Origin of the sequence: Amycolatopsis lexingtonensis, assembly GCF_014873755.1 — a bacterium.
GTDB lineage: Bacteria > Actinomycetota > Actinomycetes > Mycobacteriales > Pseudonocardiaceae > Amycolatopsis > Amycolatopsis lexingtonensis.
Map to the genome: position 1 here is coordinate 8,028,163 of NZ_JADBEG010000001.1, position 18,952 is coordinate 8,047,114.

The following is an 18,952-nucleotide window of genomic DNA, read 5'->3' on the forward strand; positions in this document are numbered from 1 at the left end:
CAGTCCCGAGAGCGAAACCGTACCGGCTAGCCCAGCAGCGCGAGCACCTGCAGTTCGCCAACGAGCCCGCCGATCACCGCGCCGACCGCGATCAGCTTCCACTCGTCCTGCCGGAACGCCGGCCGCAGCAGCTGCTCGAACTCGAGCGCGCTCAGCTTCCGCATCCGCTCGACGATCGTGTTGCGCACGTCGAGGGCGTTGATCGCGTAGTTCTCCGCGTACCGGATCGTCTCCGGGACGCGCTCCGCGGCCTTCGCCGCCGCCGTCTGCTTCATCTCCTGGAACTTCTTCGTGCCCACGGCGATGGCGACGAACGGCTTGACCACGCTGGCCTGCGCGTCGATCGTCTTCTGCACCTCGCGGGTGATCATCGCGAACAGCTTGTCGGACTTCGGCCCGCGCAGCACGGCCTCCAGCAGGTTGGGAATGGTGATGATCTCGCGCGCGATCATGTCGCCGTAGTCGGCGGCCACCTGGTCGCGGCGCTTCTGGAAGACGCCCTGCCAGGTGTAGACGCCGAAGAACCGGCGCGGCTCGCGGGGCAGGAAGATCATCTTGAGGGCCAGCCAGTCGGTGAGCCAGCCGATGCCGAGGCCGAACAGCGGGAGCACGATCGGCGACTTCGTCAGCGCCCACACGACCAGCTGCACGCAGCCGAGGCTGAACCCGAACCAGATCCCGGAGCGGGCGATGAACCGCATCTCCGGCCGGGAGATGTCGCGGATCAGCCGGTTCAGCAGCGCTTTGTCGCGGACGAGGTTCGTCACGACCATGTGCTTGAGGTCGAGGACGTCCTCGATGTTGTCGGCGATCTCCCGCATGATCTTGGTGATCGCCTTCGGCGCTTCGGCCTGGACGCGCTTGAGCAGCAGCTGCTGAGCGCCGTTCGGCAGGACCTCCCACAGCCGGGGTTGGTAGGTCTCCATCACCTCGCGGGTGACGTCCTCGACGACGCGCAGCAGCGGCTGCTCGATCTCCTTCGCCACCTGCGCCGGGTCGAGCCGGGCGAAGATCTCCTTGGGGTCGACGAGGTTGGTGGTCAGCATCTCGGTGGCGGTGGCCGCCATGCGCTCGGCGTTGGCCGGCAGCACCCCCTGCCAGCCGAAGGGTTTGACGCCGACGAACTCGAGGGGCCGGAACATCATCTCGATGGCGACGCGCTTGGTGACGTACCCGATCAGCGCCGCGATGAACGGCATGGTGACGTACACCTGCCAGTGCGTGCCGAAGTCCACCCGCGCACGCTATCGGCCCGTGATCAGTGCAGCAGGAGCAGCACCTGGAGTTCACCCACCAGGCCACCGATGACCGCCCCGACGGCGATGAGCTTCCATTCGTCCTGCTTGAAGGCCGGCCGCAGGATCCCCTCGAACTCGATGGGCGTCAGCTGCTGCATCTTCTCGACGATCGTGTTCCGGACGTCGAGGGCGCCGGTGGCGTAGCTCTCGACGTGCTTCACCGTTTCGGGGAGGTACGCGATGACCTTCTCCGCCGCCGCGCGCTTCATCTCCTGGTACTGCCGGCCGCCGATGGTGAGCGCGACGAGCGGCTTGGCGATGCTCGCCTGCTGGTCGACGGTGCGCTGGACCTCGCGGGTGATCATCGCGAACAGCTTGTCGGCGCGCGGCCCGGTGAGCACGGCCTCCAGCACGTTCCGCACGGTGAGCACCTCGTCGGCGATCAGCGCGCCGTAGTCGGCGGCGACCTCCTGGCGGCGCTTCTGGAACATGCCCTGCCAGCGGAAGAAGCCGAACCCGCGCGGCTCGCGCGGGTAGAAGATCATCTTGAGCGCGAGCCAGTCCGTGACGAACCCCGTGACGAAACCGAAGATCGGCATGATGAGCGGCTGTTTGGTCAGCGCCCACGCGACGAACTGGACGAGCCCGATCACGAACCCGAACCAGATCCCGGACCGCGCGATGAACTTGAACTCGGGCGCGGCGACCTCGCGGATCAGCCGGCAGGTCAGCGACTTGTCGCGGACCATCGCCCCGATGAGCATGTCGTTGACGTCGAGGACGTCGTCGATGTTGGCCGAGACCTCCCGCATCAGCCGCTTGACGACGGCCGGCGCCTGCGCCTGTACCTGCTCGACGAGCAGCCGCTGCGCCCGCGCCGGCAGCAGTTCCCAGAGGCGCGGCTGGTAGGTCTCCATGACTTCGCGGGTGACTTCTTCGACGGCCTTGAGCAGCGGCGGTTCGAGCTCTTTGACCATTTCCTCCGGATCGAGCCTGCTGAAGATCTCCTGCGGGTCGACGAGGTTTCGGGTCAGCAGGTCGACGGCGGTGGTGGCCATCCGCCGCGCGTTCGCCGGGATGACGCCCTGCCAGCCGAGGAACGGCCGGATCCCGACGAAGTCGAGGGGCCGGAACATCATCTCGATCGCCACCCGTTTGGTCAGGTAGCCGATCAGGGCGGCGATGAGCGGCATGGTGGCGTAGACGTGCCAGTGCGCGCCGATGTCCGCGAGGATCGCCTGGATGTCCACAGTGGCCTCCTCGCGTCAACCGCTGGTCAACAACGGTCAGGATGCCATGCGTCACCGGGGGTTCCAAAATCCGTGATGCATCCGTTTGGCGGTACGTGCGGACGGTCCCCGGCTCACTAAGGTGTGCCGATGGTCGCGCCTGAGAAGCCCCAGTCCGCCCCGAAGACCACCCAGTTCGCGGTCGGTGTCCGCGGCTACAACCAGCGCCAGGTCGACGAGCGTCTCGCCGAACTGACCAAGGAGATGCGCGAAACGTCGCGCAGCCGCGACGAAGCCGTCGCGACGTCCTCGGACCTCTCGAAAGCCCTCGCGTACGCGCAGAAGGAGCTGGCCGAGACGAAGGCCGCCCTCGCGCGGATGAGCTCGAGCCCGTCCGGCGCCGGCGCGATGGCCGAGCGCGTCCGCATGATGATGCAGCTCGCCGAGGAGGAGATCGCCGACCTGCGCGCGGCCGCCGAAGCCGACGCGGCGTCGACCCGCGACCAGGCCGACAAGTACGCGCACGAAACCCGCCGCACGGCCGACAAGCTCGCGAAGGACGCGGAGGAAGAGCGCGCCCGGCTGCTGTCGGAGGCGAAGGGCGAGATCGAGAAGCTGAACGCGGCGGCGGGCGCGAAGCGCGTCGAGCAGGCCGCGGCGGCGGAGCGGGCCCGCAAGGAAGCGGACGCGAAGGCCGAAGCGGCGGCGGCTGCGGCCCGCCAGGAAGCCGACCGGGTGGCTTCGGAGGAGCTGGCGCGGAAGAAGAAGGCGTTCGAGGACGAGGTCGCGCGGAAGCAGCAGGAGACGGAGTCGGCGTTGCGGTCGGCGCGGGCTCAGCAGGCGGAAGCCGATCAGAACCGGAAACTCGCGCTCGATCTGCGCAAGAAGGTCGCCGAGCGGATCGCGGCTACGGATGTCGCGGTCCAGGAAGCCATGCGGCTGCTGGCTCCGGTGGAGGAGGCTTCGGGGAACGGGGACCGCAAGCCCAGCCCGGCTCCTTCTGCTGCTCCGGCTCCGGCTCCCGCGGCGAAGACGCCTACCTCGGCTCCGGCGGCCAAGGGCTGAGCAGCGGACGCGACCCGCGGAGTTTTCCTGGCCCGGCTCGGCGTCTCGTCGAGGCGCCGGGCCCACTCCGTTTCCGGGGCTCGCCGAGGTCGCGAATGACTCATTGGCGACACTGCAAAGCCCACCTCAGCTCCGACGGCGCAGGCCAGCCGGAGTTGTCCACAGTTCCCGCGGACCCCGCCGAGTTGTCCACAGATTTCCGGAACCGCCGTTTTGGCAGGTAGGAGCCGATAGACTGGACAAGGGCCGCCCCCCGGAGGAGGGCGGGGGCGTGTCTGGACCAGAGTGGTGTGCATGATCCTCGAGACCGAGCGGGCCACCGTGTGCGCGTACGCCCGCCGGATGGTCGGTGACGGCCTCGTCGTCGGTACTTCCGGGAACGTGTCCGTGCGGGCCGGTGACCTCGTCGCCGTCACGCCGACCGGGGTCGCGTATTCGAGCATGACGCCGGCGGACGTCGCCGTCGTCGATCTCGGCGGGCAGGTCGTCGACGGCACGCTCAAGCCGACCAGTGAGCTGCCGATGCACCTGTCGGTCTACTGGGACGTGCGCGACCCGGACGGCGAGCCCGTGACCGCGGTCGTCCACACGCACGCGCCGCACGCCACCGCCGCGTCGACGCTCGTGCGCGAGCTGCCGCCGATCCACTACATGATCGCCACGATCGGCCCGTCGGTGCGCGTCGCGCGCTACGCGACGTACGGCACCCCCGAGCTGGCCACCGCGGTGCTCGAGGCACTGGACGGCCGCCGGGGGTGCCTGATGGCCAACCACGGCACGCTCACCTACGGCGACGGCCTGGAAGCCGCCTACCACCGCGCGCAACAGCTCGAGTGGGCGTGCCGCGTGTGGCTGCTCGCGCAGAGCGCCGGCCGGCCGAGCCTGCTCCCGCCGCCCGAGGTGGCGAAGGTCGTCGACCGGCTGCGCGGCTACGGGCAGGGTTAGGACGCCAGCGCGTCGACCTCGTGCACCGCGTCCAGCAGCTCCACCACCGTCGGGTCGTCGACCGCCTCCTTGATGCACTGCCACAGCTGGAGGTTCGCCGTCGCCCAGCGCGAGTACGTCGCGGCCGCCTCCGGGTTGTAGAAGTAGTAACCCTCGTCGTGGACGTCGCACTGCTCGCCGACGATCTTGTTCGCCAGCTCGCGCAGGCTCAGCCCGTTCTCGCGCAGGTACCGGTGGGCCAGCACCACCGGCGTCACCGGGAGCGCCTTGAACAACGTGTCCGCGTCGCTCAGCGCCTGCGCCTCCAGCGAAATGTCGCGGCCGCGGGTGGCCATTTCCGCTTCGTCGACGATCTCGTCGATCCACCGCGAAACGTGCGGCGGCACCCCGCATTCGGCGAGGATTTCCAGACGGAGGTTCCGGCCCGCCGACGCGGGTGAGTTCCGGAGCACCAGGTAGTTGACGTCGTGCACGAGCGCGGCCACTTCGACCACGGCGGGGTCGGCCCCGTTGTGGCGGGCGAAGCCACCTGCTTTCGCGCGGACGAAACTGACGTGGTGCCAGCCGTGGAACTGCAGCCGCTCGGCGTACTGGCGGCAAAGCCGGTGGACCCGGTCTTCGACGACGTCGACGATCACGTGGTCGATCGTGCTTTCCTGCGTGCGCATACACCTCTCCCATCCCGGCCGTGGTGTTCAGACGGGTGGAGTAATGGTAAGCGCCGCTGACGCCGGTGTGTAGCTAGATGCGGTCGGCCAATTCCCCCAATCGGCTCTCCACCGGAACGTGACGATGCCCGATTCCGCTGGCCGGATCGAAAGAAAGGCTGAAACTGCTCACGGGCCGTGATTTCACGAGGAAAGTCATCGTCCCGGCGGCCGCTTCGGGGATCCGGTGGAACTCGTCGGCGAGCATGGTGGCGCAGTCGCCGGCCTGGCACAGGGCCCGGCGGCGCAGCCGCGCGGACGCGATCAGCCCGGTGCCGGGGTCGATCGTCGTTTCGTACCTTTCGTGGAAGTAGTCACCACGGAGAATGGTGGTGCAGAAGTGGTACCTGTGGTTGTGCACCGAATCGGCGTAGCCCTCCCGCCAGTCCTCCTGCGCCTTGTATTCGTGCAGCCAGAAGGAAAACGGGTCGGCCGGCGAATCCAGCAGGCACCAGGCGAAGTGCGTGGTCGTTTCTCTGGACGAGCGCAGCACCTTCGTGGCCTGCGCGCCGGACAGCGTGCGCAGCTGGGTCCGCAGTTCGTCGCGCAGGCCGGATTGCGCGGCCCACGGCCGGAACCAGCCGTCGACCGCGCGCCATTCGGTGGCGAGCGGGAACTGGGCGGTGCGCAGGCGCGTGGCCAGTTCGGAGAGGGGGGACAGGCGGGTGAGCAAGGTCAGCTCCCTAGCTCGGCGACTTCGGAGAACTCCGCGCGGAAGGCGTGGAACTTGGCCTCCAGCTCGCGGAACTGCTCCTCGGACAGCGGGGATCCGGTGATCTTTTCGAACAGCGCCAGGAAATCCGTCCGCGTCGTCGCGGACGTGATGCGGAAGTGGCGGCCGGTCCGGGACTGCGAGACGCGCACGAATTCGGCGCGCTCCATGTTGTAGAGGAAGGAACCCTCGGTGAACCGCAGGGACCGCGGGTACAGCTTCGTGGCGCCGCGGACGTCGCTGTAGAGCGACACCCACACGCTGTCGTCGAACAGCTCGAGCCGGTCCAGCGGCGGGTCGGCGACCACGGTGATGTCGACCGACGCGCAGCGGCTGCGCGCCAGGAAGAGGCCGACGAGCCCGATCCGGATCTCTTCGTCGAGCCGGGTCTGGATTTGTTCGGAGTCGACGTCGCCCGCCTCACGGCGCAGCAGGTAGCGGGCGCGCCCGCTGATCGAGCTGGCGTCACGCGGGTCGGCGATGACGGCCCGGAGTTCGCGTTCGGTGCGGGAGAGCAACAGGCGGGCGGCCGCGTGGCGCCCGGAGAAGCCGCGGAAGAAGTACTGCCGGGTCGCGTTGAGGTCGGCCATCAGCAACCGGTTGAAGCCGGGGTCGGGGTCGGTGGTCGCCTCGAACACGTCGGTGGGGAAGAACTCCTTGTTGAGCGCGCGGTATTCGGCGCTGAGGTCTTCCAGCGCGCGCCTGCTTTCCTCGATCACTGGAGTCACCAGCGCTTTCTGCGAAGCGCTGGCGGTGATCAGCGTGGTGCCGAACCCCACGATCGCGGAGATCAGGGTGCCGGTGCCCAGCGACGTCACCAGGTTCTTCCCGGTGCCGGGGTCCATCAGGCCGGCGAGCCACAGGCTGAGGCCGGCGACGACGACGAGCACGGTGAGGAGCAAGCTCGTCCTGGTCCAGAAGATCTCCTGCAGTGGGGTGCGGCGGCGGGGTCCGCCATCCGCGGCCACTTGCTTCACCTCCCTCGAACCACCCGAACGGACGAATGCAAATAGTGTCTGTTCGAGTGCGCGGAGTCACTTTACGCGCCTGAGGGGGCCTGCGAAATAAGAAGTTCGGGGGACAGCGCGGGCCGCGGAACGTCACTCTCGGCAATAATTAACCAGATCTCCCAGTTTCCCGAAAACGCCGGGAAACTGGCGTCAGAGCGTGGCCGGGAGGCCGTTTTCGTACCAGCCGGGGCCCGGTCGGACGGTCATCAGGAACTCGACGACGACCGGCGCGGGTGCCGGGTGGATCTCCCGGAGATCGCGCTCGCCGCGTGCGGTGTCGACCGGCCAGGCCAGTTTCTCCTCGTCGAGCGAAAACTCCCCGCGCGCGCCCGTGCGGTTGCCGCGGGCGTCCAGGCGCGCCCATTTGCCGTGCAGGTACACGGCATTCAGCCCGTGCAGCGCGGAGAGCTCCTGGTAGCAGAATCCGGCCGGAATCCCTTGTGCCCGAAGCAAAGCGGCGAGCAGGTGCGCCTTCGCGTAGCAGATCCCCACGCGCTCGCGGAGCACGTCCGACGCGCGCCAGGTGACACGCGGATCCCGCGCGTCGATGACGTGTTCGACTTCGTCCCGCACGAACCGGAACGCGGCCTCGGCGGGATCTTCGTTCGTGGCCCGCAAAGCGTCCACTCGCGCGCGGATCAGCGGGTGCCGGTGGTCGACGACGTCATCGGCGGCGAGGTAGTCGCTGAGCCGATCGGAGGTGGGCGACGGAACGGGACTCATCCGGCCATCGTGACAGGTACGGCCATTCGGGCGAGACCTGTTTTTCGCCGCGGACACACTCCGCGTCCGGCGATTACGGAACGTAGAAATCGGGCGGGAACCCGGTCCAGCACAGTTCGGCGGGCAGGTGACTCTGGTCGTTGTAGGTCAGCAGCGCGGCGGGCCGCGCCGGCGAGTACCGGATGACGGTGAGGGCGGCGTTGGCGTGGTTGAGCGCGAGCCACCGCCACGGCGGCGCGTCCTGCGACGCGCGGACGAGCCACCCGACGAGGAAGTTGTGCGTGACGAGAACTTCGTACCGCGGCTCGGTTCCCGGCACCGGCCCGCTGAACCGACGTTCGGCCTCGGCGGCGAGTTCTTCGTCGGCGGGCGGGAGGCTGCGGGCGAAGGCCAGGAGGACACCGGCGGCGGTTTCGGGGAGTTCCTCGCGCTTGGGCACGTAGGGAACGAAGTCACCGGCGGCTTTGTGCTCGTGGACGGGGACACCGGGAAGCTGCGTGGCGATGAGCGAGGCGGTCTGGGTGGTGCGCGGGAGCGGACCGTGGTGGATGGCGGTGACGGGAACGTCCCGGAGGCGGCGTCCGAGGAGGACGGCTTGGCGTTGGCCGGCTTCGGTGAGTTCGCCGGACGGGGTCGCTTCGCCGTGCCGGGTGAGGAACAGGTACCGCGTGGTCAGCACGGGCCTCAGGCTTTCACGTCCCGATCTTGCGGCTCAGCGGCGGGTAACGCGCCGCCGTGGCGCGCGACTTCTTAGTGCGCACAACGTGCCGTGAGGTGGTGGTCGGAATGCCCGGACCGGAGCACATCGAGGCAGCCGAGTTGGTGTTCCACGTCGATTCGCCGTTCACAGTCGACCTCGGCCGGTGGCGGCTGACCCTGCCCGAACAGTACGAAGGCAGGTACCGGGACGACCGCTCGGCTCTGCTGATGGAGCCGGGTGGCCTCCGCCTCCTCCAAGACAACCTCAAAGAGGATCTCTCCGGGCTGCTCACCGAAATAGCGGGACCGGAGTTCACGGTGTCGGGCGTTCGCTTCCGCTCGGCGGGCAGCTTCGAGATCGTGGTCGTCGTCGTGGCGGCTTACGAGGTGCTCAAGAACGCGGTGGAGGTCGTGGAGACCCTGGGGAAGGTCGTGGCCATCGGGCGCCGGCTGGTGCGCGGTGCGCTCACCAGCTTTGGCCTGCAATACGGCCGCGTGGAGACCAGAATGCGGCTCACCGCGCCGGCCTCACCGCAGACCGGCCTGGTCCGGCAGCGGGCGAGCCTGGAAATGCGGCTCCTCGTCGCCCTGGTCGCTTCGAACTTCCTGGCCGTGGCGGCCGTGCTCGCCGTCCTCATTCTGCGCTGACCACGCGGCTCACATCACGGGGACGAGGGTGCCTTCGGGGCCGTGGGTGGGGACGAACTGGGCCTTCAGCCTGATCGGGGCCGGGTGCGGGACCAGGACCATCGAGGCGAACGGCGTGATCGTGTGCTCGTAGCCGCTGTTCGTGTGGAGGTGGGCGCTCACGTGGACGTTGCGGTCCGCCGGGATCTCGAACGTGACCGAGCCCCAGGAGACGATGTATTGGCGGCCGTCGATGCTGGCGATGGGGGCGTATGCGCGGACTGTGTGGCCGAGGTGGGGGATTTCGAGGGTGAGGAGGCGGCGGGGGCCGGTGTGGTTGTCCACGTACGGGATCACGCCGGGGACTTTGGCCAGGTCGACGGGGTCGGTCATGGGGGGATTGTCCCATCGCGCGAGCCGGCGCGAGGGTCAGAACTGGTAGTACAAGAACGGGCTGAACGTTCCCGTCGCGATCAGGATTGCCGCGTACAGCAGGCCTGCCGTCATCACTCCGATGCGCAACGCCGTTGCCGGGCGGCTGCGGGACGACTCCAGCAGCGGGCCCGTCACCGGGTGGGCCGGGAGCAGGAACACCGACAGGGCCGCCAGCAGCAGCACCAGACGCTGGTTCGTGAACGCCTGCTCCACCCCTGCGCCGAGGCCCTCGAAGTCCGGGATCAGCATGTGGCCGATCATCGACAGCGCGTGGCCCAGGTCCGCCGAGCGGAAGAACACCCAGCCGAACACCACCAGCAACATCGTCAGGGCACGGCGCAGGTGACGCTTCCACGGGACCGCCGGGTCCAGGTCGAGGCCGAAGCGGCGCTCGATCACCAACAGGGCTCCGTGGTAGCAGCCCCACACCAGGAACGTCCACTGGGCGCCGTGCCAGAAGCCCGTCAGGACGAACACGATGCAGAGGTTGCGGTACGTCTGGGCCGCTCCGTTCCGGTTGCCGCCCAGGGGGATGTACACGTAGTCGCGGAACCAGCGGCTGAGGCTCATGTGCCAGCGGCGCCAGAACTCCGTGATCGTCACCGACGAGTACGGCCGGGCGAAGTTCTCCGGGAGGCGGAAGCCCAGCATGCGGCCGAGGCCGATCGCCATGTCCGAGTAGCCCGAGAAGTCGAAGAACAGCTGGAGGGTGTAGCCGATCGCGCCGAGCCAGGCCGTGGCGAACGTCATCTGGTCCGGCGGGACCTTGAAGCACGCTTCCACCAGGGGGCTCAGCGAGTCCGCGATGATCGTCTTCTTGCACAGGCCGAGCGCGAACCTCGGGAAGCCCGCCGCGATGTCGTCGAGGCGGTGCGAGCGCGGCTGCGGGAGCTGGTCGGCGATCTCGCGATATCGGACGATCGGGCCCGCCACCAGCTGCGGGAACATCGCGATGTACGCGGCGAACGACACCGGGTTGCGCAGCGCCTGCCGCTCACCTCGGTAGATGTCGACCACGTACGAGATGTGGTGGAACGTGTAGAACGAGATGCCGATCGGGACGACCAGGCTCGCGACCGGCACGCTGCCGCCGAACCAGTGCGCCACCGCCGCGATCTGCTGGGTCGCGAAGCCCGCGTACTTCCAGACCAGCAGCACCGCGACGTCCAGCGACACCACCGCGATCAGGATGCGGCGCCGCCGGACGCCCTGGACGTCCCACGGGCTCGGGGCCAGCAGCGGGCCGGCCATGAAGTTCACGACCATGCAGCCGAGCAGCAGGAACACGAACCCGCCGGCGCCGATCGTGTAGAACAGCAGGCTGCCGACCGCGATGATGCCGTTGCGCCAGCTCCGCGGGCACACCAGGACGGCGATGAGTACCGCCGGCATGAAATACCACAGGAAAAGTGGCGATACGAACGACATCGGGTCCCCTCGGTTTTATCCGACGGAGACCTTAACCCGACCGGGTGGTGGTGTCAGACCCGACCGGCGACACGGCGGCGCCGCGCCACCTCGGCGAGCAGCACGCCGGCCGCCACCGAGGCGTTCAGGGACTCCACGCCCGCCGCCATCGGGATCGACACCGTCGCGTCGCACGTCTCCCGGACCAGCCTCGACAGGCCGCGGCCCTCCGAGCCCAGCACGATGACCAGCGGGTCCGCCGCCAGCTCGAGCTCGTCGATGTCGACCGAGCCGTCCGCGTCCAGGCCGACGAGCATCAAGCCCTCGTTCGCCCACGCCTTGAGCTGCCGGGTGAGGTTCGTCGCCACCGCGATCGGGAGCTTCGCCGCCGTGCCGGCGCTCGTGCGCCACGCCACCGCCGTCATGCCCGCGCTGCGCCGCTCCGGGAGCAGCACGCCGTGGGCGCCGAACGCCGCCGCCGAGCGGATCACCGCGCCCAGGTTGCGCGGGTCGGTGACGCCGTCGAGCGCGACGAACAGGGGCACCTCGCCCGAGTTGCGGGCCGCCGCCATCAGCTCGTCCGGGTGGGCGTACTCGAACGGCGGGACCTGCAGGCCCAGGCCCTGGTGCACGGCCCGGTTCGTCTTGCGGTCCAGCTCCTCGCGCGGGATCTCCAGGATCGAGATGCCCTTGTCGCCGGCCAGCCGGACGGCGTCGTTCACGCGGTCGTCGATCTCGATGTTCAGCGCGACGTACAGCGCGGTCGCGGGGACGCCCGCGCGCAGCGCCTCGACCACCGGGTTGCGCCCGGCGATCAGCTCCGGCTTGTCGGCCTTCTTCTGCCGGGCCTGGTCGCGCTTGGTCGCGGCGTTGGCCTGGCGGTAGGCCTTGTGCCCGGGGCGGTCCTCCGCCTTCGGGGTCGGCCCCTTGCCTTCGAGGGCCTTGCGGCGCTGACCGCCCGAGCCGACGACGGCGCCCTTCTTGGTGCCCGTCTTGCGGATCGCGCCCTGGCGCCGCGAATTGCCTGCCATGGTGAAAGTTTCCTTGCGTTGCTTCAGTCGGACTTGACTGTCCACTGCGGACCGTTGGGGGTGTCCTCCACCACGATGCCCGCCTGCTGGAGGCGGTCACGGGCGGCGTCCGCGCGGGCGAAGTCCTTCTCGGCCCTGGCCTGCTGGCGCTCGGCCAGCAACCCTTCGACGAGGAAGCCCAGCGCCTCCTTGGTGGGCGTGTCGGAACCGCCCGCCTCGGACCAGCGCGCGGACAGCGGGTCGAGGCCGAGCACGTCGGTCATCGCGCGGACGGCCGCGGCGAGTTCGAGTGCCTTCGGTGTGTCGCCCGCGTCGAGAGCGGCGTTACCGTCGCGGACCGTGTTGTGCACCACGGCGAACGCCTGCGGGGTGGCCAGGTCGTCGTCGAGCGCGTTCGCGAACTCGGCGGGCAGCGTGCCGATGGTGACCTCGCCGGACCCGGCCGCGCGGCGCAGGAACGTCTCGATCCGCCGGTAGCCCTGCGCGGCCTCGGAGACCGCGCCGTCGGAGTACTCGACGTTCGACCGGTAGTGCGGCTGCACCAGGTAGTAGCGCAGCTCCGGCGCGCGGTAGCGCTCCAGCATCGCCGGGATGGACACGGTGTTGCCCAGCGACTTGGCCATCTTCTCGCCGGACATCGTCACCCAGGCGTTGTGCAGCCAGTAGCGGGCGAACGGGTCGCCGGCGGCGTTCGACTGGGCGCGCTCGTTCTCGTGGTGCGGGAAGATCAGGTCGATCCCGCCGCCGTGGATGTCGAACTCGCGGCCGAGGTAGGCGGTGGCCATCGCCGAGCACTCCAGGTGCCAGCCGGGCCGGCCGGGGCCCCACGGCGTCGGCCACGACGGTTCGCCCGGCTTGGCGCTCTTCCACAGCGTGAAGTCGCGCGGGTCCTGCTTGCCGCGGGTCGGCGTCTCGCCCTGCTGGACGTCGTCGAGGCCCTGGCGCGACAGCTCGCCGTAGTGGTCGAACGACTTCACCGAGAAGTAGACGTCGCCTTCGGTCGCGTACGCGTGCCCCTGGTCGATCAGGCGCTGCATCAGCTCGACCATCTGGGTGATGTGCCCGGTCGCGCGCGGGTTGATCGACGGCGGCAGGCAGCCGAGCTGGTCGTAGGCCTGCTCGAAGGCGCGCTCGTGCGTCGCCGCCCACTCCCACCAGGGCCGGTCCGCGTCGGCGGCCTTGGCCAGGATCTTGTCGTCGATGTCGGTGACGTTGCGGACCAGCAGCACGTCGAGTCCACTGTGGACCAGCCAGCGGCGCAGGACGTCGTAGTTCAGCGCGCCGCGGATGTGCCCGATGTGCGGCACGCCCTGCACGGTGGCACCACACACGTAGATCGACGCCGTTCCGCTACGGACGGGGTGGAACTCCCGTACGCTCCGGGTCGCTGTGTCGAAAAGGTGAAGGGCCACCCTGGAAGGGTACGGGGTCGGGGTGAGCCGCGTCGCAGGCCCTCAGGCGACGCCGAAGCCGCGCAACGCCGTGAGCAGGGCATCCGGCCGGTCGGCGGTCGGCAGCGGGTCGACCAGCGCGAACTCGCAGCCCAGCGCGCGGGCGCCGCCGTCGGCCTCCTCGCTGTCGCCGACCATCAGCGTCTCGGTGGCCGGCACGCCGAGGCCCTCGACCGCCTTGCGGAAGATCTCCAGCTCCGGCTTGACCGCGCCGACCTCGAAGGACAGCACGAATTCGTCGACGTAGGCGTCCCACCCGCGGGCGGTGAACGCGGGCCGGATGTCGAAGGCGATGTTGCTGAGCACACCCACCTTGAGCCCCCGTTCGGACACGGCCTTCAGCGCGGCCTCGGTGTCCGGGTACGGCGTCCACTGGCTGGGATCGATGAGCCGCTCGTACAGCGCGACGGCCTCCTCGGGCCGCGGGACGCCCGACTTGCCGAGCACCTCGAGGTACACCTTCCGGTGCAGCACGGGGTCGCGGTCGCGGTGCTGCCAGGCGTGCAGGTGCTCGGCGTCGAGTTCGACGACCTGACCGACCGGGGCGGTCATCCGGCGCATCAGCTCGGCCTGCGCCTCGATGTCCAGCGGCGAGCCGGCGTGGTCGGTGAGGTCGGCCAGCCAGGTCTCGTCCTGTTCCAGCCGGAACAGCGTGCCGGAGTAGTCGAACAGCACCGCCTTGATCGTCATGGTTTCAGCCTAACGAAAGCATCAGGACGAATGCCCTGTGACGTGTTCGGGCACCACGCGCACCAGCACGCGCACGACCTCGGGCGGCTCGGGCGGGAAGACCCCGCCGGTGTACTTGCGGGCCAGCTCGTCGTTCAGCTCCGGACCGCCCTCGGCGGTGACCTCGGCGCGGCCGCGGATCTCGACGTAGTTCTCGGGATCGGCCAGGTCGAAGACGGACAGCGACACCCGCGGGTCGCGGCGGATGTTGCGCTCCTTGCGCCGCCCCCGGACGGTCACGAAGAGCACGGTGTCGCCGTCGCGGCGCGCCCAGACGACGGAGCTCTGCGGCGAGCCGTCGGCGTTGGTGGTGGCCACGACCGGGTAGTTGCGGCCGTCGAGCAGGGCCTTGGTGGCCTCGTTGAATGTCACACCCATGGTCTGGACCCTATTTGACGTTCCCGGCGACCTTCTCGACTTTCAGCCGCACGACGACGCGCTCGGTTTCCGGGCCTTCGGGCGGCGGGTCCTGACCGAGGTACTTGTGGCTCAGCACCTTGGGGAGCGCCTTGCCGGGGTCGGGGGTGATCTCGGCGGTGCCGCGCAGCTGCGTGTGCCGGTAGGGGTTTTCGGCGTCGGTGAGCGAAACGCTGAGGCGGGGGTCGCGCCGCAGGTTGCGGACCTTGCGCCGGTCCTCGGTCGCGCTGAAGACGAGGTCGCCGTCGTCGAGGCCGACCCAGACGACCGAGGTCTGCGGACCGCCGTCGGCGTCGAGGGTGGCGACGGTGGCGAAGTTCTTCCCGTCGATCAGCGCGCGGACGGCGTCCAGGAGGGTGAGGGACATATCACGCCGAACCCGCCCCGGCGGGGCGCTATTCCGCGTCCGTTCCGCCTGTGCCCAAGCGCCCCAATGTGGCGTTGGTTGCGTCCAGCGCACCCAATGTGGCGTTCGGTGCGTCTGACGCACCGAACGCCACATTGGGGCGCTAGTCCGCGGCCAGCAGCAGGGCTGTCGCGAAGGCCGCGATGCCCTCGCCGCGGCCGGTCAGGCCCAGGCCGTCCGAAGTGGTGCCGGACACGCTAACCGGGCCACCGACCGCCTCCGACAGGACCTTCTGCGCCTCCTCGCGCCGCTTGCCCACCCGGGGCGCGTTGCCGACGATCTGGACCGTGGCGTTGCCCACGCGCCAGCCCGCCGCCTCGATCAGGCCCCTGACCTCGGCGAGCATGTCCGCGCCGTGGGCGCCGTCCATGCGGGGGTCACCGGTGCCGAACACCGCGCCGAGGTCGCCGAGGCCCGCCGCGGAGAGCAGGGCGTCGCACAGTGCGTGGGAGGCGACGTCGCCGTCCGAGTGGCCGGCGCAGCCGTCGGCCTCCGGCCAGCGCAGGCCCGCCATCCAGCACTCGCGGCCCGGTTCGATCGGGTGCACGTCGACCCCGTTGCCGATCCTCACAGCGTCTCCTCGTTCTTCGGTGCCGCCGCGATCGCCTCGGCCAGTGAAAGTTCGAAATCGGTGGTGACGCGCATCGCGTCCGGGTGGCCCGGCACGGTCGCCGCGCCGGCCGGGACCGCCGTCGTGAAGCCGGCCGCGAGGAACGCCTCGAGCGTGAAGCCGATCGGCGTCTGGGCCGTGCGCAGGCGGGAGCGGTCCTCCGTGCCGACGATGAGCGACGCGTCGTCGGTCACCTTCACCGTGTCGGCCATCGGCAGCACGGGGACGACGACGTCGGCGTCACCGACGGCGTTGATCACGTCACGCACGGTTTGCGCAGGAATGAAGGCACGCAGAGCGTCATGGAGGAGTACAACTGAGTTACGGGGAACTTCGGGCTCGACGACGGCGAAGGCCTGCCGGAGCGAGCCGGGGACGACCCGGCACGGAAGCCCCTCGAGGGCTTCGGAATACGACTTCGCACACCGCTGGGGGGCCGCCACGAGCACCGAAGAGATTTCCGGTACGTCGAGCAGCCCCCGCACGGTGTGCGTGAGTAGCGCCTCACCATGGACCGGCGTGAGAGCGAGCTCCCAGTCGGAGGCATGATGTGCGACGGTCACGATCACGACGACGTTCATCGGTTCGCGATCGTAGAGGCAGCCGCCCGCCGGGCGAGCGAGCTGCCCTGGGCTCAGACCGTCGCGGTTTCCAGAACTTCGTCGAGGAGGACCTCAGCCTTGTCCTCGTCGGTGCCCTCCGCGAGCGCGAGCTCGCTGACCAGAATTTGCCGCGCCTTCGCCAGCATGCGCTTCTCGCCGGCTGAAAGTCCGCGGTCCTTCTCTCGCCGCCAGAGGTCGCGCACCACTTCGGCCACCTTGTTCACATCGCCGGAGGCGAGCTTCTCGAGGTTGGCCTTGTACCGACGAGACCAGTTCGTTGGCTCTTCGGTGTGGGGAGCACGCAGAACGTCGAAGACCTTGTCCAGTCCTTCTTGCCCGACGACATCGCGCACGCCTACGATCTCGGCGTTGTCAGCGGGCACGCGAACCGTGAGATCCCCTTGCGCGACCTTGAGGACGAGGTACTTCTTTTCCTCGCCCTTGATCACGCGGGTCTCGATGGCTTCGATGAGTGCGGCACCGTGGTGCGGGTAGACGACGGTCTCTCCGACCTTGAAAACCATGTGTCCTCTGCCCCTTTCGCTGACTCCATCCTAGCACGGGCCGCCAGTGCCCACCTAGCGGGCCGGACTCGTCCTCGCAGGTCAGCGGCCTGAGCGGGGGTTGACAAACGTCGGACCCCCGTGCTCACGCAGGTAGCGGGGAAGCGTTTCGGGGGGCGCCGCGAAATCCTTTTTGGACGGTTGATCTTGGGCGCAACGCGGACCGGTTCGGTGCCGGAGATCGACCCCGGCTAGTCTTCGCGGGGACGAGGCCGTGAAAAGGGAAGGACTGCGACGTGAGGCTGCAGAATCGTCGCGTGCTCGGCGCGGGCGTGCTGGCGCTCGGTGCCGCGCTCGTGCTCGCCGGGTGCGGGGCCGGCCAGATCACCCAGACCGACTCGCAGCAGCCTGCGGTCAACGGCACGTACGCCCAGGTCAAGACCATTGTCCTGCGCAACGCCGCGGTGCAGTACCCGACGTCCGGTCCCGGTTACCCGGTGGGCGCGACCCCGGCGCTGACGCTGACGATCGTGAACCAGGGCGCCCAGGACGACTCGCTCGTCTCGGTCACGACCGAGGACGGCACGCAGGCCACCATCGGCGGCTCGAAGGAGGTCGTCGCGGCGCACTCGCTCGTGGTCGGCCCGGACGACGCCGTCGAATCGACCAACGAGGTGCAGACCTCGGCCCCGGCCGCGCCGTCGTCTTCGGCCTCTTCGACGCCGACCGCGACCAGCAGCTCGGCCACCGCGAGCTCGGGCACTTCGACCGCGACGGCCACCGCCGAGGTCCCGTCCTCCGGCCCGGCGGCGACGCCGACCGCGCCCGAGAAGGTCGGCCAGGCCACCGTGACGCTGCCGGCGCTGAAGCAGCCGCTGTGGCCGGGTCAGGTCCTGAAGGTCACGTTCGTCTTCAAGAACGCCGGACCGGTCACCGTCGAGCTGCCGGTCGCGGCGCCGGCGCACGCCAAGGAGTAGGTCCCCGGTTTTGTCGGTGGTCGCCGCTAGCCTCGCGGGGTGAAGAAAGGGACCACCTACCGCTGCGGCAGCTGCGGGTACGAAGCGGCCAAGTGGCTGGGCCGGTGTCCGGAGTGCCAGGAATGGGGCTCGTTCGAGGAGCGCGGGGTGCCGGCCAGGCCGGCCATCCAGCGCGTCGCGGCCGGGGCGCCCAGCGCTCCGGCGCGGCCGATCGGCGAAGTCGACGTCGAAGCGGCGCGAGCCAGGAAAACCGGCGTCTCGGAGCTGGACCGCGTGCTCGGCGGCGGTCTCGTGCCGGGCGCGGTGGTGCTGCTCGCGGGTGAGCCGGGCGTCGGCAAGTCGACGTTGCTCCTCGAAGTCGCGTACCAGTGGGCGAAGACGGTCGACCGCTCCTTGTACGTCACGGGCGAGGAGTCCGCGGGGCAGGTCCGGTTGCGCGCGGAGCGCACGGGCAACGTCCACGACCGGATGTACCTCGCCGCCGAAAGCGATCTATCGGCCATCCTCGGGCACGTCGACGACGTCAAGCCGGGGGTGCTGATCGTCGACTCGGTGCAGACGATGGCGTCCCCGCAGGTGGACGGCTCGCCGGGCGGGGTGACGCAGGTCCGCGCGGTGACGTCCGGGCTGGTCGCGCTGGCCAAGGAGCGCGGGCTGCCGGTGGTGCTGGTGGGGCACGTCACGAAAGACGGCTCGGTGGCCGGCCCGCGCGTGCTGGAGCACCTGGTGGACGTGGTGCTGCAGTTCGAGGGCGACAAGCATTCGACGCTGCGGATGCTCCGCGGCATCAAGAACCGCTTCGGCGCGTCCGACGAGATCGGCTGCTTCGAGCTGCAGGAAGAAGGCATCGTCGGCGTCCCGGACCCGTCCGGGCTGTTCCTCAGCCACACGGCGGAGCCGGTCGCGGGCACGGCGATCACGGTGTCGATGGAGGGAAAGCGGCCCCTGCTGGGCGAGGTCCAGGCGCTGGTGTCGGCGACATCGGCGCCCCAGCCGCGGCGCGCGGTCAGCGGCCTCGATTCGGCGCGGGTGGCGATGGTGCTGGCGGTGCTGGAGAAGCGCGGCGGGTTGAAGCTGGGCGACAAAGACGTGTACACGGCGACGGTCGGCGGCATGAAGATCACCGAGCCGGGTATCGATCTGGCGGTGGTGCTGGCGCTGACGTCTTCGTTCGGCGATGTGGCTTTGTCGCCACGGCTGGTTTCGGTGGGGGAGGTCGGGCTGGCGGGGGAGATCCGGCGGGTGCCGAGCGTGAGCCGCCGGCTGGCGGAGGCGGCACGGCTGGGGTTCACGCATGCGTTGGTGCCGCCGGATTCGGGCAAGCCGCCGGCGGGGATCCGGGTGCTGGAGGTGGCGAACGTCGCGGACGCGTTGAACGCGGCCAGCCACGCCCGCTGACCTGGGCCCCGGCACGCTGCCGGGGCCCAGG

Annotated in this window: 22 protein-coding genes; 5 read left to right on the forward strand and 17 right to left on the reverse strand. The window is 69.6% G+C overall.

Annotated features, from left to right (window positions below; translation table 11 throughout):
• Positions 1-26: 26 nt before the first annotated feature.
• Entirely contained in the window at positions 27-1,199 is a 1,173-nt protein-coding gene (locus tag H4696_RS37245; protein ID WP_086858716.1) for a DUF445 domain-containing protein, read from the reverse strand.
• A 59-nt stretch (positions 1,200-1,258) separates the two neighbouring features.
• Complete coding sequence (locus tag H4696_RS37250; protein WP_086858708.1) at positions 1,259-2,488, reverse strand: DUF445 family protein; 1,230 nt, start codon at positions 2,486-2,488, stop codon at positions 1,259-1,261.
• 129 nt (positions 2,489-2,617) lie between these two features.
• Here H4696_RS37250 and H4696_RS37255 point away from each other — a divergent pair, with 129 nt between their 5' ends.
• Together H4696_RS37255 and H4696_RS37260 are read left to right on the forward strand one after the other, a co-directional pair.
• Positions 2,618-3,532, forward strand: coding sequence for a coiled-coil domain-containing protein (locus tag H4696_RS37255; RefSeq protein WP_086858707.1), 915 nt, complete (start codon positions 2,618-2,620; stop codon positions 3,530-3,532).
• 294 nt (positions 3,533-3,826) lie between these two features.
• A complete protein-coding gene (locus H4696_RS37260) occupies positions 3,827-4,477 on the forward strand; it encodes a class II aldolase/adducin family protein (RefSeq protein ID WP_086858706.1) in 651 nt (216 codons plus the stop codon).
• Here H4696_RS37260 and H4696_RS37265 read toward each other — a convergent pair.
• The 5 genes from H4696_RS37265 to H4696_RS37285 form a co-directional block, all read right to left on the reverse strand.
• Positions 4,474-5,145 (reverse strand): HD domain-containing protein, encoded by a 672-nt coding sequence (locus tag H4696_RS37265; RefSeq protein WP_086858705.1) that lies wholly within the window; start codon positions 5,143-5,145, stop codon positions 4,474-4,476. The two genes, H4696_RS37260 and H4696_RS37265, sit on opposite strands and share 4 nt — an antisense overlap.
• Before the next feature lie 73 nt (positions 5,146-5,218).
• Positions 5,219-5,857, reverse strand: a complete 639-nt coding sequence (locus H4696_RS37270) for a hypothetical protein (RefSeq protein WP_086858704.1) — start codon at positions 5,855-5,857, stop codon at positions 5,219-5,221.
• A gap of 2 nt (positions 5,858-5,859) precedes the next feature.
• Complete coding sequence (locus tag H4696_RS37275; protein ID WP_169734935.1) at positions 5,860-6,873, reverse strand: hypothetical protein; 1,014 nt, start codon at positions 6,871-6,873, stop codon at positions 5,860-5,862.
• 183 nt (positions 6,874-7,056) lie between these two features.
• Positions 7,057-7,629, reverse strand: a complete 573-nt coding sequence (locus H4696_RS37280; protein ID WP_086858703.1) for a transglutaminase domain-containing protein — start codon at positions 7,627-7,629, stop codon at positions 7,057-7,059.
• Between the two features lie 73 nt (positions 7,630-7,702).
• Positions 7,703-8,308: a histidine phosphatase family protein gene (locus tag H4696_RS37285; protein ID WP_086858702.1), complete on the reverse strand. Its 606-nt coding sequence runs from the start codon at positions 8,306-8,308 to the stop codon at positions 7,703-7,705.
• Positions 8,309-8,364: 56 nt separating this feature from the next.
• Between H4696_RS37285 and H4696_RS37290 the strand changes: the two genes are divergently transcribed.
• Entirely contained in the window at positions 8,365-8,976 is a 612-nt protein-coding gene (locus H4696_RS37290) for a hypothetical protein (RefSeq protein WP_143265029.1), read from the forward strand.
• Positions 8,977-8,985: 9 nt separating this feature from the next.
• Here the strand turns inward: H4696_RS37290 and H4696_RS37295 are convergent, their stop codons facing one another.
• The 10 genes from H4696_RS37295 to H4696_RS37340 all read right to left on the reverse strand — a co-directional run bounded on the left by H4696_RS37295 (position 8,986) and on the right by H4696_RS37340 (position 16,567).
• Positions 8,986-9,348: a hypothetical protein gene (locus tag H4696_RS37295; protein WP_086858700.1), complete on the reverse strand. Its 363-nt coding sequence runs from the start codon at positions 9,346-9,348 to the stop codon at positions 8,986-8,988.
• A 36-nt stretch (positions 9,349-9,384) separates the two neighbouring features.
• Positions 9,385-10,818: an MBOAT family O-acyltransferase gene (locus H4696_RS37300; RefSeq protein ID WP_086858699.1), complete on the reverse strand. Its 1,434-nt coding sequence runs from the start codon at positions 10,816-10,818 to the stop codon at positions 9,385-9,387.
• Between the two features lie 53 nt (positions 10,819-10,871).
• Positions 10,872-11,828, reverse strand: coding sequence for a 23S rRNA (guanosine(2251)-2'-O)-methyltransferase RlmB (gene rlmB / locus H4696_RS37305; protein ID WP_086858698.1), 957 nt, complete (start codon positions 11,826-11,828; stop codon positions 10,872-10,874).
• A 23-nt stretch (positions 11,829-11,851) separates the two neighbouring features.
• Positions 11,852-13,240, reverse strand: a complete 1,389-nt coding sequence (gene cysS, locus H4696_RS37310; RefSeq protein WP_086858697.1) for a cysteine--tRNA ligase — start codon at positions 13,238-13,240, stop codon at positions 11,852-11,854.
• A gap of 42 nt (positions 13,241-13,282) precedes the next feature.
• Complete coding sequence (locus H4696_RS37315) at positions 13,283-13,969, reverse strand: HAD family hydrolase (RefSeq protein WP_086858696.1); 687 nt, start codon at positions 13,967-13,969, stop codon at positions 13,283-13,285.
• A gap of 21 nt (positions 13,970-13,990) precedes the next feature.
• Positions 13,991-14,386, reverse strand: coding sequence for a PPOX class F420-dependent oxidoreductase (locus tag H4696_RS37320; RefSeq protein WP_086858695.1), 396 nt, complete (start codon positions 14,384-14,386; stop codon positions 13,991-13,993).
• Between the two features lie 10 nt (positions 14,387-14,396).
• Entirely contained in the window at positions 14,397-14,792 is a 396-nt protein-coding gene (locus H4696_RS37325; protein WP_086858694.1) for a PPOX class F420-dependent oxidoreductase, read from the reverse strand.
• 142 nt (positions 14,793-14,934) lie between these two features.
• A complete protein-coding gene (ispF, locus tag H4696_RS37330) occupies positions 14,935-15,402 on the reverse strand; it encodes a 2-C-methyl-D-erythritol 2,4-cyclodiphosphate synthase (RefSeq protein WP_086858693.1) in 468 nt (155 codons plus the stop codon).
• Positions 15,399-16,022, reverse strand: coding sequence for an IspD/TarI family cytidylyltransferase (locus H4696_RS37335; protein WP_086858692.1), 624 nt, complete (start codon positions 16,020-16,022; stop codon positions 15,399-15,401). Before H4696_RS37335 ends, ispF begins: the two co-directional genes overlap by 4 nt.
• Before the next feature lie 53 nt (positions 16,023-16,075).
• A complete protein-coding gene (locus H4696_RS37340; protein ID WP_004559016.1) occupies positions 16,076-16,567 on the reverse strand; it encodes a CarD family transcriptional regulator in 492 nt (163 codons plus the stop codon).
• Between the two features lie 275 nt (positions 16,568-16,842).
• On the opposite strand from H4696_RS37340, the gene H4696_RS37345 reads away from it, so the two are divergent.
• Positions 16,843-17,523 carry a copper chaperone PCu(A)C domain-containing protein gene (locus tag H4696_RS37345; RefSeq protein ID WP_086858691.1) on the forward strand — a complete coding sequence of 227 codons (681 nt, stop codon included), beginning with the start codon at positions 16,843-16,845 and terminating at the stop codon, positions 17,521-17,523.
• Positions 17,524-17,562: 39 nt separating this feature from the next.
• Positions 17,563-18,921, forward strand: coding sequence for a DNA repair protein RadA (radA, locus tag H4696_RS37350; protein ID WP_086858690.1), 1,359 nt, complete (start codon positions 17,563-17,565; stop codon positions 18,919-18,921).
• Positions 18,922-18,952 lie beyond the last annotated feature (31 nt).